The sequence below is a fragment of the Kitasatospora sp. NPDC085464 genome (genome assembly GCF_044541955.1).
Taxonomy (GTDB): Bacteria; Actinomycetota; Actinomycetes; order Streptomycetales; family Streptomycetaceae; genus Kitasatospora.
In genome coordinates, this window is record NZ_JBITTM010000001.1 from 236,213 (window position 1) to 250,555 (window position 14,343).

Annotated in this window: 16 protein-coding genes; 7 read left to right on the forward strand and 9 right to left on the reverse strand. The window is 73.5% G+C overall.

What is annotated here, in order from left to right; all coding sequences use genetic code 11:
* Positions 1-40 precede the first annotated feature (40 nt).
* From ACIGG8_RS01035 to ACIGG8_RS01045, 3 genes are read left to right on the forward strand one after another with little or no spacing between them, the layout of a single operon-like run.
* Complete coding sequence (locus tag ACIGG8_RS01035; protein WP_350522130.1) at positions 41-1,336, forward strand: magnesium transporter MgtE N-terminal domain-containing protein; 1,296 nt, start codon at positions 41-43, stop codon at positions 1,334-1,336.
* A gap of 49 nt (positions 1,337-1,385) precedes the next feature.
* Entirely contained in the window at positions 1,386-1,961 is a 576-nt protein-coding gene (locus ACIGG8_RS01040) for a DUF1003 domain-containing protein (RefSeq protein WP_396544746.1), read from the forward strand.
* A gap of 56 nt (positions 1,962-2,017) precedes the next feature.
* A complete protein-coding gene (locus ACIGG8_RS01045; RefSeq protein WP_350522131.1) occupies positions 2,018-3,178 on the forward strand; it encodes a P-loop NTPase in 1,161 nt (386 codons plus the stop codon).
* A gap of 88 nt (positions 3,179-3,266) precedes the next feature.
* Here ACIGG8_RS01045 and ACIGG8_RS01050 read toward each other — a convergent pair whose 3' ends face one another.
* The 4 genes from ACIGG8_RS01050 to sigE all read right to left on the reverse strand — a co-directional run bounded on the left by ACIGG8_RS01050 (position 3,267) and on the right by sigE (position 6,492).
* Entirely contained in the window at positions 3,267-3,935 is a 669-nt protein-coding gene (locus ACIGG8_RS01050) for a hypothetical protein (RefSeq protein ID WP_396544552.1), read from the reverse strand.
* Between the two features lie 223 nt (positions 3,936-4,158).
* Positions 4,159-4,593, reverse strand: a complete 435-nt coding sequence (locus tag ACIGG8_RS01055; RefSeq protein ID WP_350522133.1) for a sec-independent translocase — start codon at positions 4,591-4,593, stop codon at positions 4,159-4,161.
* Positions 4,594-4,741: 148 nt separating this feature from the next.
* Positions 4,742-5,764, reverse strand: a complete 1,023-nt coding sequence (locus ACIGG8_RS01060) for a zf-HC2 domain-containing protein (protein WP_396544554.1) — start codon at positions 5,762-5,764, stop codon at positions 4,742-4,744.
* Positions 5,761-6,492, reverse strand: coding sequence for an RNA polymerase sigma factor SigE (gene sigE / locus ACIGG8_RS01065; RefSeq protein WP_396544748.1), 732 nt, complete (start codon positions 6,490-6,492; stop codon positions 5,761-5,763). The genes ACIGG8_RS01060 and sigE overlap by 4 nt, the downstream gene beginning before the upstream one ends.
* Before the next feature lie 288 nt (positions 6,493-6,780).
* Here sigE and ACIGG8_RS01070 point away from each other — a divergent pair, with 288 nt between their 5' ends.
* Positions 6,781-7,413 (forward strand): O-methyltransferase, encoded by a 633-nt coding sequence (locus ACIGG8_RS01070; RefSeq protein ID WP_189915839.1) that lies wholly within the window; start codon positions 6,781-6,783, stop codon positions 7,411-7,413.
* Positions 7,414-7,528: 115 nt separating this feature from the next.
* On the opposite strand, the gene ACIGG8_RS01075 is transcribed toward ACIGG8_RS01070, so the two are convergent.
* Entirely contained in the window at positions 7,529-7,696 is a 168-nt protein-coding gene (locus ACIGG8_RS01075; RefSeq protein ID WP_014137929.1) for a DUF3117 domain-containing protein, read from the reverse strand.
* A 300-nt stretch (positions 7,697-7,996) separates the two neighbouring features.
* On the opposite strand from ACIGG8_RS01075, the gene ACIGG8_RS01080 reads away from it, so the two are divergent.
* Positions 7,997-8,797, forward strand: coding sequence for an enoyl-CoA hydratase-related protein (locus tag ACIGG8_RS01080; RefSeq protein WP_396544556.1), 801 nt, complete (start codon positions 7,997-7,999; stop codon positions 8,795-8,797).
* Positions 8,798-8,867: 70 nt separating this feature from the next.
* On the opposite strand, the gene ACIGG8_RS01085 is transcribed toward ACIGG8_RS01080, so the two are convergent.
* Together ACIGG8_RS01085 and ACIGG8_RS01090 are read right to left on the reverse strand one after the other, a co-directional pair.
* Positions 8,868-9,461 carry a DNA-3-methyladenine glycosylase I gene (locus ACIGG8_RS01085; RefSeq protein WP_350522137.1) on the reverse strand — a complete coding sequence of 198 codons (594 nt, stop codon included), beginning with the start codon at positions 9,459-9,461 and terminating at the stop codon, positions 8,868-8,870.
* Complete coding sequence (locus ACIGG8_RS01090) at positions 9,458-9,904, reverse strand: DivIVA domain-containing protein (RefSeq protein WP_396544558.1); 447 nt, start codon at positions 9,902-9,904, stop codon at positions 9,458-9,460. Before ACIGG8_RS01090 ends, ACIGG8_RS01085 begins: the two co-directional genes overlap by 4 nt.
* Before the next feature lie 181 nt (positions 9,905-10,085).
* Here ACIGG8_RS01090 and folP point away from each other — a divergent pair, with 181 nt between their 5' ends.
* A complete protein-coding gene (gene folP / locus ACIGG8_RS01095; protein ID WP_350522251.1) occupies positions 10,086-10,898 on the forward strand; it encodes a dihydropteroate synthase in 813 nt (270 codons plus the stop codon).
* A 63-nt stretch (positions 10,899-10,961) separates the two neighbouring features.
* On the opposite strand, the gene ACIGG8_RS01100 is transcribed toward folP, so the two are convergent.
* Together ACIGG8_RS01100 and dapE are read right to left on the reverse strand one after the other, a co-directional pair.
* Complete coding sequence (locus ACIGG8_RS01100) at positions 10,962-11,771, reverse strand: TIGR00730 family Rossman fold protein (protein ID WP_350522139.1); 810 nt, start codon at positions 11,769-11,771, stop codon at positions 10,962-10,964.
* Between the two features lie 112 nt (positions 11,772-11,883).
* Positions 11,884-12,960: a succinyl-diaminopimelate desuccinylase gene (dapE, locus tag ACIGG8_RS01105; protein WP_396544560.1), complete on the reverse strand. Its 1,077-nt coding sequence runs from the start codon at positions 12,958-12,960 to the stop codon at positions 11,884-11,886.
* Positions 12,961-13,149: 189 nt separating this feature from the next.
* Here dapE and ACIGG8_RS01110 point away from each other — a divergent pair, with 189 nt between their 5' ends.
* Positions 13,150-14,208 carry a hypothetical protein gene (locus ACIGG8_RS01110; RefSeq protein WP_396544562.1) on the forward strand — a complete coding sequence of 353 codons (1,059 nt, stop codon included), beginning with the start codon at positions 13,150-13,152 and terminating at the stop codon, positions 14,206-14,208.
* Positions 14,209-14,343: the final 135 nt, after the last annotated feature.

Genomic DNA, 14,343 nt, shown 5'->3' on the forward strand with positions numbered 1-14,343 from the left:
TGGCGCACCACGCACGGCGTCGAGCGAGTCGAGGGAGTCCATGGCAGGGCCAGGCACGCGGGTCTTCATCTCCCACCTGTCGGCCATCGCGGTCTTCGACCCCAACGGCGACCAGGTCGGCCGCGTCCGCGACGTCGTCGTCTCGCTGCGGCTCGGCGGGCGTCCGCCGCGCGTGCTCGGCCTGGTGGTCGAGGTGGTCGGCCGACGCCGGATCTTCCTGCCGATGACCCGGGTGACCAGTCTGGAGTCCGGCCAGGTGCTCACCACCGGCGTGATCAACCTCCGCCGCTTCGAGCAGCGCCCGTCCGAGACCCTGGTGCTCGCCGAGCTGCTGGACCGCACCGTCACCTGGTCCAAGACCGGTGAGGAGGTCACCGTGCTGGACGTCGGCATGGTGCAGTCCCGGGTGCGCGAGTGGGAGGTCAGCAAGGTCTTCGTCCAGGTCGGCCGGGCCGGCCGGCTGCGCAAGGGCAAGGGCGAGCGGCTCACCCTGGACTGGCAGGACGTCACCGGCTTCTCCCTGCCCGAACAGGACCAGGGCGCCGCCAACCTGCTCGCCACCTTCGAGCAGCTGCGCCCCGCCGACCTCGCCAGCGTGATGCACCACCTGTCCGCCAAGCGCCGGGCCGAGGTCGCCGCCGCCCTGGACGACGAGCGGCTGGCCGACGTCCTGGAGGAGCTGCCCGAGGACGACCAGGTCGAGATCATCGGCAAGCTCCAGGAGGAGCGCGCCGCCGACATCCTGGAGGCGATGGACCCGGACGACGCCGCCGACCTGCTCTCCGAGCTGCCCGGCGAGGAGGCCGAACGGCTGCTCCAGCTGATGGAGCCGGACGAGGCCGCGCCCGTGCGCCGCCTGCTCACCTACGAGGAGGACACCGCCGGCGGTCTGATGACCACCGAGCCGATCGTCCTGGAGCCGGACGCGACGGTCGCCGAGGCGCTGGCCCGGGTCCGGATCAGCGACCACAAGCCCGCCCTCGCCGCGCAGGTCTTCGTCTGCCGCCCGCCGAACGAGACCCCGACCGGCCGCTACCTCGGCACCGTGCACTTCCAGCGGCTGCTGCGCGAGCCCCCGTACGTCCTGGTCGGCTCGCTGGTCGACGACGACCTGGACCCGCTGCCGCCGGACACCCCGCTGTCGCTGATCACCAGCTACCTGGCGACGTACAACCTGGTCGCCGCGCCGGTCGTCGACGAGGCGGACCACCTGCTCGGCGCGGTGACCGTCGACGACGTGCTCGACCACCTGCTGCCGGACGACTGGCGCGACGCCGCACTGCACTCCGGGGACGCCTGGCAGCACGAGACGGAAGGGGTGACCGGTGGACGGTGACCGCAACGGCCGGCCGGACGACTCCGCACGCCGACGCCTGCAGGGCGAACTGCGGCAGCTGCGGCAACTGCGCGAACTGCGCACCCGCGAGGGCAGCCGCGAACGCCGGCCGGAGACCGCCACGATCACCGGCACCGGCCGCACCCGGCTCGACCAGCCCCGCACCGCCCGCCCCGGCCTGCTCTCGCTGCCCTCCTACGACCCGGAGGCCTTCGGCGTCCTGTCCGAGCGGATCGCCCGCTTCCTCGGCACCGGGCGGTTCATCGTCTGGATGACGGTGGTGGTGGTCGTCTGGATAGCGTGGAACACCCTGCTGCCGGCGACGGTGCGCTTCGACGAGTACCCGTTCATCTTCCTGACCCTGGCGCTGTCGCTCCAGGCCTCCTACGCGGCGCCGCTGATCCTGCTGGCGCAGAACCGGCAGGACAACCGGGACCGGGTCAACATGGAGCAGGACCGGGCCCGCAGCGACCGCAACATCGCGGACACCGAGTACCTGACCCGCGAGGTCGCGGCCCTGCGGCACGGACTCGGCGAGGTCGCCACCCGGGACTTCATCCGCTCCGAACTGCAGTCCCTGCTCAGGGAGATCGAGGAGCGCCGGGAGACCTCCGAGCAGCTGTGACCGGCGGCACGCTACCGGCGAGTCAAGGGGATCCGTCGGCGCCGTACCATCAAGGCATGGCCAACGAGACAGAGGTCGCGGCCGGCGTCACGGAGGAGTCCGTACGCCAGGCGCTGGCGACCGTCAACGACCCGGAGATCAACCGCCCGATCACCGAGATCGGCATGGTGAAATCGGTCGAGATCGCCGAGGGCGGCGCGGTGCGCGTCGCGGTCTACCTGACGGTCTCCGGCTGCCCGATGCGCGACACCATCGTCACCCGGGTCCGCGAGGCGGTCGGGAAGGTCTCCGGCGTGACCGGCGTCGAGGTCGAGCTCGACGTGATGAGCGACGAGCAGCGCAAGGAGCTCTCCCAGCTGCTGCGCGGCGGCGCCCCGGAGCGGGAGATCCCGTTCGCCAAGCCGGGCACGCTGACCCGCGTCTACGCCGTCGCCTCCGGCAAGGGCGGCGTCGGCAAGTCCTCGGTGACGGTCAACCTGGCGGCGGCGATGGCCGCGGACGGCCTGAAGGTCGCCGTCGTGGACGCCGACATCTACGGCCACAGCGTGCCGCGCATGCTGGGCGTCGAGGGCCGGCCGACCCAGGTCCAGGACATGATCATGCCGCCGCAGGCGAACGGCGTGAAGGTCATCTCGATCGGCATGTTCACCCCGGGCAACGCCCCGGTGGTCTGGCGCGGCCCGATGCTGCACCGCGCGCTCCAGCAGTTCCTCGCCGACGTCTGGTGGGGCGACCTGGACGTGCTGCTGCTGGACCTGCCGCCCGGCACCGGCGACATCGCGATCTCGGTGGCCCAGCTGGTCCCCAACGCGGAGATCCTGATCGTCACCACCCCGCAGATGGCCGCCGCCGAGGTGGCCGAGCGGGCCGGCACCATCGCGGTGCAGACCCACCAGAAGATCGTCGGCGTGATCGAGAACATGTCCGGCATGCCGTGCCCGCACTGCGACGAGATGATCGACGTCTTCGGCACCGGCGGCGGCCAGACCGTCGCGGACGCGCTCACCCGCACGGTCGGCGCGACCGTTCCGGTGCTCGGCTCGATCCCGATCGACGTGCGCCTGCGCGAGGGCGGCGACGACGGCCGCCCGGTCGTGCTCGCCGCGCCAGACTCCCCGGCCGGCGCCGCCCTGCGCGCGGTGGCCGGCAAGCTCGGCGGCCGCCAGCGCGGCCTGTCCGGGATGTCGCTCGGGCTGACGCCCAAGAACAAGTTCTGAGCCGACCGCCACGGAGGGGCCCGGTGACGCACGCGTCACCGGGCCCCTCCGTCGTCACGGGCGGGTCCTACGGGCTGCTGTACGGGGCCTACGGGCGGGTGTAGGCGGCCAGGTCCGGGACGGTCGAGAAGCCGACGCCGTAGGCGCTGACACCGCGGCCGTACGCGCCGAGCAGGACGCCGGGGGCCTCCCCGGCCAGCACCCAGCCGTACTCGGACTCGCGGTAGCGGAAGGGCTGCGGCAGGCCGTTGACCGGCAGGCTGAGGGTGGACCAGCCGGGGCCGGCCAGGTCGTCCGCGAGGTCCCAGGCGAGGCTGCTCTGCTGGTCCAGCCAGTCCTGGCGCAGCGCGCGGTCCAGCTGGCCGGGCCAGGTCGCGGCGAGCAGGCCGGAGCCGGCCAGCCAGGCGGCCGAGGAGGCGGAGGTCGCCTCCAGGGTGCCGGTGTTGTCGGCGCTGCGCCGGCTGTCGCGGCGGGCGACGGTGACCACGGCCGCGAACTTCCGCATGTCGCGCGGCTCGTACTGCTTGGCCGGCTCGTCGCCGTGGCCGAGCGCGCCGTAGTCGACGCTGCCCGCGGCGCGGGTGCCGGCGCCGGCCTGCATCAGGTAGCGGCGGCCGGTCCAGCCCTCGTCCAGCCCGTACCAGGGGAAATCGGCGGACAGGTAGGGCACCAGCGGGTCCGCCGGGCCGGCCTGTCCGCCGACCACCGGGCCGCCGGCCGTGGCCGTCGCCCCTCCCGCCTGACTCGTCGCGTCCATCCCCGGGCCTCCTCAAACGCACGTGTGCCTGCCGTGGCGCGCTCCCATGGTGGCGTACCGCGGCGTTCCCGGGGGCCGTTCCTGCTCCGCGACCACGCGGAATGTGACGGACGGCTCATCGGGAACAATCAGCACAATAGCGGCGCACACACCGCCGCCCCGCTCAGCCGGGCGGCCGGGCGGGGCGGTGGCGTGCTGCCGGAGCCTCGTGGCGGAGCGTGCGTCAGGTGGCGTCGGGGTCGAACGGGGGCCGCTCGCCGGGCGCCAGCGGAGCGCCGGCGGAGGCGGTCGCCGGGGCGGACTTGTCGAAGCTGACGCCGCCGCTGCGGCCGTTCACCGGCGCCGCGGGCTTGTCGTCCAGGACGGAGCGGATGTCCAGCGAGTCCTTCATGTCCTTGAGGCCCAGCGGGTCCGCCTGGTCGCCCATGAGCTGCTTGCGGACGAAGGTCTTGGGGTTGAGGTCCTCGAACTCGAAGTCCTTGAACTCGGGGCCGAGCTCGCTGCGGATGTCCTCCTTCGCGTTGTCGGCGAAGGAACGGATCTTCCGGACGAAGCCCATGGTGTCCTGGATCAGCTTCGGCAGCTTGTCCGGGCCGAAGATGATGATCGCCATCACGATGAGGGTCAGGATCTCCAGCCCGCCTACGTCGCTGAACACCTTTGCTCCCTAGCTCGTCGGACGACGGTTCCTACAGGGTAATGGCCACCGGCGAGTCTCCGACCCACGCTGCGATGAAGCCGTGGTAAAGACCTGCCGGTGGCCGAGCACGTCGGGAGCCGGGCGCCAGGGCCCCTCCGGGGACGCTCTAGCGGGTCTGCTGACGCAGCGCGGCGACGCCGCCGGGGTAACGCTCCGGGGAGGACGGCGGGGACGCCTCACGGGTCGCGGCGACCGGTCGGCCCGGGAAGTCCACCGGGACCTGCGCGGTCATCGGGACGAGGCCGCCGCGGCCGGTACCGGCGTTGCCGCCGGCCGGACTGACGGTCGTGCCGTGGCGTTCCTCGCCCTGCGGGGTGAGGCCGCCGACGCCGCCGAGCGTGACCGCGGCGACGGAGAAGGCTCCGGCGGCGGCGAAGACCAGTCGGCGGCCGCGCGCGGCGGGGCGGACGGCTGCCGCGGACGGCTGCGGCCGGGCCCCGTGGTCCGGTCCGACGGCGGGCTCGGGGCGGGCGGCGCGCCGGCCCATCAGCGGCCGCAGGACCGCGCCGCGGCCGAAGGCCCGCGGGTCGACCCCGGGCACCGGCGTGTCGGCGCCGAGCGCACCCGCGCCGAAGGAGGCCCCGGCGCCGCGGCCGAAGGAGCCGCCGTCGAGCCGGCTGCCGCCGAGCGTGCCGGTGGCGGCGACGCCGCCGCCCGGCAGGTCGTCGTCGTCATCGTGGTGGGCCCGCCCGGGCCGCCAGTCGCCGTCCGCCGGGCCGTCCTCGGGGAGGTTGCCGACGGCCATCAGCCGGGCCATCAGCGCGGAGGACGGGCCGGGCGTCCCGGTGCGGGTCAGCAGGTGCTTCACGGAGCGGCCCTCGTCGACCTCGGCGAGGCACTGCGGGCAGGTCGCCAGGTGCGCCTGGACGCGGTCGCGCGAGTCGTGGCCGAGTTCGCCGTCCAGGAAGGCTGAGAGGCGCTCGCCGAGGTGGTGCTCCTCGGCGGCGGGTTCGGCGGGCCGTACGGGCAGCGCGTGCAGCGCCGTGTCGGCGGGCAGCGCCAGCGCGGGCAGCACGGGCTCACCGGGTTCGTCGGTACCGCGACGACCCGGCAGGGCCCAGCTCCGCCGGGTCGAGGACCGGCCGGACGTGTCCGAACGGTCCGAGCCGGACCGGCTGGTTCCGCTCACGATCGCCTCCGTCCGCGCCCACCGGGCGCGACGGCGGCCTCGACCGCGCCGACACCGACCGGCACCGGCTCCTCCGAGCCGCCGCGGCGCTCACGGCCGGGGGCCGAGCCGGGGGCACGGTGCTTGAGCGCGGCGCGCAGGTGCGAGCGGCCGCGGTGGATGCGGCTGCGGACGGTACCGAGCTTGACGCCCAGCGTGGCGGCGATCTCCTCGTACGACAGGCCCTCGATGTCGCAGAGCACCACGGCCGCGCGGAACTCCGGGGCGAGGGTGTCCAGGGCCTGCTGCACGTCGGCGTCGAAGTGGGTGTCGCTGAAGTGCTGGGCCGGGCTGGGCTCGCGGGAGGCGAGCCGCTCGGCCGCGTCCTCGCCGAGCGCGTCGAAGCGGATGCGCTGGCGCCGGCGGACCATGTCCAGGAAGAGGTTGGTGGTGATCCGGTGCAGCCAGCCCTCGAACGTGCCGGGGGTGTAGGTGGACAGCGAACGGAACACCCGGACGAAGACCTCCTGGGTGAGGTCCTCGGCGTCGTGCTGGTTGCCCGTCAGACGGTAGGCGAGCCGGTAGACGCGGGCGCTGTGCGCCTCGACGATCTCCTCCCAGGAGGGCGGAGTCCAGGTCTGCGCGTCGGGGCCCTCGGCGAACGTCGCGAGGGCGGGGGCCTCGGTGGTACCGGCGGCCGGCGTCGCGGCGGCGGGCTGGTCCAGGTCGGAGTGCGCAGGCTGGTTCATCACGGGCTTCGGCGTACGGGCCGACGCGGTGCCGCGGGAGTGCCGCCGCACGGGCACGTCTCCCTCGGCCACACCTCCTCGGTCGGCTCTTCTGCCCAGCAGGGCCACCACCATATCCACCTCACCCGTCAAGCCCGGATAAAAGTGCCCGGGAGGTCTCCCGCACCCGGTCCGACATGACAACGGCCCGCCCCCGTACGCGGTTCCCGGTCGGCCAGTAATCTGTGGCAGGAAATATCGACATCCCCCGGCACCGGGCCGCCACCCGGGGCTCCGAAAGAGGCAGCCATCAGCGAGTTCGGGCCCGCGCGCGCGGCCCTCGCCGACACCTACGTGGGCGAGGACGCGGTGCTGACCTACGCCCGGGCGCAGTCCGCGCGGACCGGCATACGCGCGATCGGGCCGAGCGGCGGGGCGTGCCTGCGGCTGCTGGCCGCCGCGCTGGACGCCAAGGCGGTCGCCGAGATCGGCACCGGCACCGGGGTGTCCGGGGTCTATCTGCTGCGCGGCATGCGGCCGGACGGCGTGCTCACCACCGTGGACTCGGAGCCGGTGCGCCAGCAGCTGGCCCGCGAGGCGTACCAGGCGGCCGGGTTCGCGGCCAACCGCTCGCGGTTCATACCGGGCCGGGCGCTGGATGTGCTGCCCAGGCTCGCCGACGGCCAGTACGACCTGGTGTTCTGCGACGGCGACCCGGCCGAGTCCCGCGAGTACCTGCTGGAGTCGCTGCGGCTGCTGCGGCCGGGCGGCATGGTCTGCTTCGAGGGGGTCTTCCAGGAGGGCCGACTGGCCGAGCCGGAGCTGCAGGACCCGCAGACCGGCGCGGTCCGGGACCTGGTCCGGGACGTCCGGGAGAGCGAGGCCCTGCTGCCGGCGCTGCTGCCGGTCTCGGACGGGCTGCTCTGCGCCGTCAAGCGCTAGGGGCCGCCCCGGGGGCCCTGCCGGGGCCGCCGGGAAACGCACGGGCCCGGGCCGACATGACGTCGTGCCCGGGCCCGGCAGCGCATCTCCAGGAGATGGCGAGCACCTGCTGCGGTCAGCCGCAGGCCTTCTTCAGGGCCTCGCCGAGGGCGTCGGCCTCGTCAGGCGTGAGCTCCACCACGAGGCGTCCGCCGCCTTCGAGCGGAACGCGCATGATGATGCCCCGCCCCTCTTTGGTGACTTCGAGCGGGCCGTCACCCGTCCGCGGCTTCATGGCCGCCATGCTCGTTCCCCTTCCTGCAACCGCTCAGCTACGCACCGGCAGTCCGTCCACCGCCGGTATCGAACGCATTGATCGGAAGCCATTATCCCGCATGCCACGGGCTGATGACCAACATCACTCTCGGTGCAACCTCGGCCGGACCGCCCCCAACCGCCGCAATTCACGTCATAAGCCCCGGCGTGGCGGCAGTGCGGACGCCACCGGAAGGTGCGATACCTCACACTCCCCAGGCCACCGCGTGCTCCGGCATCCTGGCACACGACACCGACACCACGACGATCACCCAGGGAGCCCTCGCCCATGTCCGATTCCGTGCTGTACGAGCTGGACGGCGGCCTGGCCGTCATCACCATCAACCGCCCGGAGGCGATGAACGCCCTCGACGTGGCCACCAAGGTGGCGCTGCGCGACACCGTGACCGCCGCCGCCGAGGACCCGGCGGTGCGGGCCGTCCTGCTGACCGGGGCGGGCGAGCGCGCGTTCTGCGTCGGACAGGACCTGAACGAGCACCTGACGATGCTGAAGCGGGCCGACGAGACCGGCGAGGGCGCGCTGCGGACCGTCGCCGAGCACTACAACCCGCTGACCCGGGCCCTGGCTGGGATGCGCAAGCCGACCGTCGCCGCGGTCGGCGGGGTGGCGGCCGGCGCGGGCGCCTCGCTCGCCTTCGCCTGCGACTTCCGGATCCTGTCCGACCGGGCCGGCTTCAACACCGCCTTCGCCGGGATCGGCCTGACCGCCGACTCGGGCGCGTCCTGGACGCTGCCCCGCCTGGTCGGGCACGCCAAGGCCACCGAGTTGCTGATGCTGCCCCGGACGGTGAAGGCCACCGAGGCGATGGAGCTGGGCCTGGCCACCAAGGTGGTGCTGGCCGACGAACTCGCCGCCACCGCCCGGGTCTTCGCCCGCGAGCTGGCCGAGGGCCCGACGGTCGCGTACGGCGCCATCAAGGAGTCGCTGGCGTACGGCGCTTCGCACTCGCTGTCCGAACTCCTCGACAAGGAGGACGAGCTGCAGACCCTGGCCGGCGAGAGCGAGGACCACCGGATCGCGGTGCGCGCCTTCATCGCCAAGGAGAAGCCGAGGTACGTGGGCCGCTAGCGAACGGCCACCGGGGAACGGCCGCCGGGAACGGGGCCGCCGGGGCCGGGCCGCCGGGCGGGCGGCCGGCTCAGCCCTTCGCCCCGGTGCGGACGTGGCAGTCCGCCAGGTGGTCGTCCACCAGGCCGCAGGCCTGCATCAGGGCGTAGGCGGTGGTCGGGCCGACGAAGCGGAAGCCCGCCTTCTTCAGCGCCTTCGCCAGCGCCGTCGACTCGGGCGTGACGGCCGGCACCTCGCTCATCCGGCGGGGGGCCGGCCGGCCCGGCTCCGGGGCGAAACCCCAGATCAGCGCGTCCAGCCCGCCCTCCAGGTCGCGGGCGACCCGCGCGTTGGCGATCGCCGCCGCGATCTTGGCCCGGTTGCGGATGATGCCCGCGTCGGCGAGCAGCCGCTCCTCGTCGGCCTCGCCGAACTCGGCGACCTTGCCGATCTCGAACCCGGCGAACGCGGCCCGGAAACCCTCGCGGCGGCGCAGGATGGTCAGCCAGGACAGGCCGGACTGGAAGGCCTCCAGGCAGACCCGCTCGAACAGGGCGTCGTCGCCGTGCACCGGCCGGCCCCACTCGGTGTCGTGGTAGACCCGGTAGTCGTCGGTGGAGTCACCCCAGGCGCAGCGGAGCAGCCCGTCCGCGCCGAGCACCGAACCGTCGACCGGTCCGGTCACTGGTCGTTCACCGGCTTCGCGTCCTCGGGGGCCCGGGCCGGCTCCCCGGACGACGGCTTGGTGAGGGCGACGACCGGCTCGACGACCTTGGCGAACTGCTCCAGGCCGGGCAGCGGTTCGGCCGCCGGGTCGGGGCCGGTGGTCGCCTCGACCGCGCCGCGCAGGTGGGCCGCGGCCTCCAGCTCCGCGATCCGCGCGTCGCGGTAGGCCAGTTCGGCGCCCAGACGGTCCAGGACGTCGTCCACCTCGTCCATCCGGTAGCCGCGCAGCGCCATCGGCAGGCGCAGTTCGTCCACGTCCGCCTTGCCCAGCGGGCGGTCCTGCGGGAGCCGTGCGGAGATGCGGTCCGGTACCGCCTCCGGCATCGAGCCGCCCCCGCCGAGCGCCACCAGGGCGGCGCCGCCGACCACCACGGCCATGGCGACCACGATCACCCAGAACACGAGCTGTCCTCCCGAACTCCCGGTCGGCCTTCGTCGAGGTGCCAGGGAACCAGACTGATCATGACAGCATGGTCCCTTAGTGAGGCCGGGGGCCATCATCGCACCCGCAGGAGCTCTGGAGGAGACATCGGTGGCACTGCGCCTGGGACCGCGGGAATTCGGTGACGACGAACTGGTGATCATGGCGATCGTCAACCGGACGCCGGACTCGTTCTTCGACAAGGGCGCGACCTTCGCCGACGAGGCCGCGTTCGCGGCCGCCGACCGGGCGATGGCCGAGGGTGCGGCGATCCTGGACATCGGCGGGGTCAAGGCCGGGCCGGGCGACGAGGTCACGGTCGAGGAGGAGCTGCGGCGCACCGTGCCCTTCGTGGCCGAGCTGCGCAAGCGCCACCCCGACGCGGTGATCAGCGTGGACACCTGGCGGCACGAGGTCGGCGAGGCGGTCTGCGAGGTGGGCGCCGACCTGCTGAACGACGCCTGGGGCGGGGTCGACCCGAAGCTCGCCGAGGTGGCCGCGCGCCACGACGTCGGGCTGGTCTGCACCCACGCGGGCGGCGCCGAGCCGCGCACCCGTCCGCACCGGGCCGGGTACGAGGACGTGATGGCGGACATCCTGCGGGTGACCGTGGGGCTGGCCGAGCGCGCCGTGGAGCTGGGCGTGCGGCGCGACGCGGTGATCATCGACCCGGGGCACGACTTCGGCAAGAACACCCGGCACTCGCTGGAGGCCACCCGGCGGCTGCCGGAGATGACCGCTACCGGCTTCCCGGTGCTGGTCTCGCTGTCCAACAAGGACTTCGTCGGCGAGACCCTGGACAAACCGGTGGACGAGCGGCTGCTCGGCACGCTCGCGACGACGGCGGTCTCGGCCTGGCTGGGTGCGCAGGTCTACCGGGTGCACCAGGTCGCGGAGACCCGCCAGGTACTGGACATGGTCGCCTCGATCCGGGGCACCCGCCCCCCGGCGGTCGCCCGCCGGGGGCTGGCGTAGGGCCCCAGGGGACTCGGCGGCGCCCCTTCGGCTCGCTCGCGGGCCCGCTCGCGCCGGATCCCGTCAGATCTCGTTCACGGGCCGGCGGGCGTCGGCGAGGATCTTCATGACCTCGTCGACCTCGTCGGTGATGTGGAACAGCTCCAGGTCGTGCGGGGCCGCCTTGCCCTGCGCGACCAGGGTGTTCTTCAGCCACTCGAAGAGGCCGCCCCAGTACGCGGTGCCGTAGAGGATCACCGGGAAGCGGGTGACCTTCTTCGTCTGCACCAGGGTGAGCGCCTCGAACAGCTCGTCCAGGGTGCCGAGGCCGCCGGGCAGGACCACGAAGCCCTGCGCGTACTTCACGAACATCGTCTTGCGGACGAAGAAGTAACGGAAGTTCAGCCCGAGGTCGACGAACTCGTTGAGGCCCTGCTCGAAGGGCAGCTCGATGCCGAGCCCGACGCTGAGGCCGCCGGCCTCGGAGGCGCCGCGGTTGGCGGCCTCCATCGCGCCCGGGCCGCCACCGGTGATCACCGCGTAGCCGGCCTCGGCGAGGGCCCGGCCGATGGCCATGCCGGCCTCGTACTCGGGCGAGTCCGCCGGGGTCCGGGCGGAGCCGAAGACGCTGATCGCGGGCGGGAGTTCGGCGAGGGCGCCGAAGCCCTCGACGAACTCGGAGGTGATCCGCAGCACCCGCCACGGGTCGGTGTGCAGCCAGTCGGTCGGCCCGGTGGTGTCCAGCAGGCGCTGGTCCGTGGTGCTCGTGCCGACCTGGTCCCGGCGCACCAGCACCGGGCCCTTCTGCTTCTCGGGCCAGGCCTTCTTCTTCCGCGGCACGCCGACCTGCTCGGGGCCGTGTCCGTACTGCTTTTCGTCTCCTGTGCCTGTCATGACGAAACCCTACGCCCGCCTTCCCCCGTTTTCAGGCAACGGGGGAAGGTCGGTTGGGCAACCGGAAGATGGCGTTCGACCGTTGATCGGATCGGCTGCCCGGGAGCGGGGCTCAGTCGGTCAGCCAGGCCCGCAGGCACTCCTCGGTCTCCGCGATGGCGCTCAGCGAGCAGTGCTCCTCCCGCTTGTGCGCGAGGTTCGGGTCGCCGGGGCCGTAGTTGACCGCCGGGACGCCCAGCGCGCTGAACCGGGCGACGTCCGTCCAGCCGAACTTGGCCCGGGCCTGGCCGCCGGTGGCCGCCAGGAAGGCCTGCGCGGCCGGCTGGGAGAGGCCGGGCAGGGCGCCCGGGGCGAAGTCGGTGACGGTCAGCTCGAAGCCGTCGAAGACCTCGCGCACGTGCTTCTCCGCGTCCGCCTCGCTGCGGTCCGGCGCGTAGCGGAAGTTGACCGTGACGACGCACTCGTCCGGGATGACGTTGCCGGCCACGCCGCCGTCGATCCGGACCGCGTTCAGGCCCTCGCGGTACTCCAGGCCGTCGATCTCCACCCGGCGCGGCTGGTACTGCGCGAGCCGGGTGAGCACCTCGGCGGCGCGGTGGATGGCGTTGTCGCCGAGCCAGCTGCGGGCCGCGTGGGCGCGCACGCCGCTGAGCCGGATCTGCGCCCGCAGGGTGCCCTGGCAGCCGCCCTCGACCATGGCGCCGCTGGGCTCCATCAGCACCGCGAAGTCCGCGGCCAGCCACTCCGGACGGTCCTTGGCGAGGTGGCCGAGGCCGTTGCGGTGGGCCTCCACCTCCTCGCAGTCGTAGAACACGAAGGTGAGGTCGCGGTTGGGCTCGGGCAGGGTGGCGGCGAGCCGCAGCTGGACGGCCACGCCGGACTTCATGTCCGAGGTGCCGCAGCCGTAGAGCAGGTCGCCCTCGACGTACGAGGGCAGGTTGTCGGCGATCGGCACGGTGTCCAGGTGGCCGGCCAGGACGACGCGCTCGGCCCGGCCCAGGTTCGTCCGCGCGACCACGTTGTTGCCGTACCGGTCCACGGTGAGGTGCGGGTAGCCGCGCAGGGCGGCCTCCACGGCGTCGGCGAGCGCCTGCTCGTCGCCGCTCACCGACGGGAAGTCGACGAGCCGGGCGGTCAGCGTGCCGCCGTCGAGGGTGAGGTCCAGGGGCGTCGGGTTCGGGCTGCTCATGGCGCCAGCCTAGTCCGCGCCCCGTGCGCGCTGCGTGGTCGCCTCGTGACACCGGTGCGACACCTCCGCGACACCGGGGAGACACGTTCTGTGACACGGATGGGACTCGGTTCGGCAACCGGGGGGCGCCGCACATCCGTCCGAGTGGGTACGGTGTCGGATCAAGGAGCAGGCGCGAGAGGGGCGACGGTGGCCAGGAAGAGGAGCAGCGAGGAGCTGGGCGACGAGACGGCGCCCGCCCGCCGCCGCGGGCCGCTGCGCGCGCTGCTGTTGGTGATCGTCGGACTGCTGGGCCTCGCGCTGGTCGCGGGCCTGGCCGTGGTCGGCATCTGGTGGTTCGGCTTCAAGCCGGGCGAGTCCGAGGGCTGCACGGTGAAGACCGCGGCCGGCAACGGCACCCTGGAGCTGCCGCAGGCCGCCAACGCCGCGACGATCGCCGCGGTGGCGCGCTCGCGCGGGCTGCCGGACCGGGCGACCGCGATCTCGCTGGCGACCGCCATGCAGGAATCGAAGCTGCGCAACCTCGCGGGCGGCGACCGGGACTCGATCGGCCTCTTCCAGCAGCGGCCCTCGATGGGCTGGGGCACCCCGGAGCAGATCGCGGACCCGGTGTACGCGACGAACAAGTTCCTGGACGGCCTGGTCAAGGTCCCGGGCTACACCCGGCTGCCGCTGACCGACGCCGCGCAGGCGGTGCAGAAGAGCGGCTACCCGCAGGCCTACGCCAAGCACGAGACCAAGGCGACCCTGCTCACCTCGGCGCTGGCCGGCCGCGAGCCCGCCTCGTTCTCCTGCATCGTGCACGACTACGCCAAGCCGGACCCGGGTGACTCCTCCTCCCCGACCGCCACCGCCTCCGCCACCCCGGCCGCGGCGCCGGACCGGGCCCAGGTGCTGTCCGACCGGGTGCGCCGGGAGTTCGGCCGCACCGTCACCCCGGCCACCGGGTACGCCTCGACCATCAAGGGCGCCGAGAACGCGGTGGCGCTGACCCCGGACCCGGCCACCGCCGCGCTGACCTCCTCCGCGGACGCCGGCGCCGACGGCGGGGTGAGCGCCGAGCGGGCGAGCGGCTGGGAGGTGGCCCACTGGGCGGTCGCCCAGGCCCAGCAGCTGGGCATCGCGACGGTCGCCTACGACGGGAAGATCTGGCGCAAGAGCAAGTCGGAGGACGGCTGGCAGCCGCAGCCGTCGGGCACCTCGACCAAGCTCGTCCAGGTCACCGTGGCGGCACCCGACAAGGGCTGACGCACAGACGTACGGGTTGCCGCCGGACGGGTGATTCCGGTCAATCCCGGTGGACCGGCGGCGCGTTCCGCTCCCCCGGCCGGAGAACCGTCACTCCCCTTGGCCGGGCCGGTTCCACGGCCTCCGGCGGGACCC

Bases quoted from the DNA above. Each gene is read 5' to 3' on its own strand.
- ACIGG8_RS01075 (WP_014137929.1), bottom strand. From the start codon at position 7,696: ATGGCGGCCATGAAGCCGCGGACGGGTGACGGCCCGCTCGAAGTCACC.
- ACIGG8_RS01080 (WP_396544556.1), top strand. From the start codon at position 7,997: ATGTCCGATTCCGTGCTGTACGAGCTGGACGGCGGCCTGGCCGTCATC.
- sigE (WP_396544748.1), bottom strand. From the start codon at position 6,492: ATGAACCAGCCTGCGCACTCCGACCTGGACCAGCCCGCCGCCGCGACG.
- ACIGG8_RS01045 (WP_350522131.1), top strand. From the start codon at position 2,018: ATGGCCAACGAGACAGAGGTCGCGGCCGGCGTCACGGAGGAGTCCGTA.
- dapE (WP_396544560.1), bottom strand. From the start codon at position 12,960: ATGAGCAGCCCGAACCCGACGCCCCTGGACCTCACCCTCGACGGCGGC.
- folP (WP_350522251.1), top strand. From the start codon at position 10,086: ATGGCGATCGTCAACCGGACGCCGGACTCGTTCTTCGACAAGGGCGCG.
- ACIGG8_RS01050 (WP_396544552.1), bottom strand. From the start codon at position 3,935: ATGGACGCGACGAGTCAGGCGGGAGGGGCGACGGCCACGGCCGGCGGC.
- ACIGG8_RS01035 (WP_350522130.1), top strand. From the start codon at position 41: ATGGCAGGGCCAGGCACGCGGGTCTTCATCTCCCACCTGTCGGCCATC.
- ACIGG8_RS01100 (WP_350522139.1), bottom strand. From the start codon at position 11,771: ATGACAGGCACAGGAGACGAAAAGCAGTACGGACACGGCCCCGAGCAG.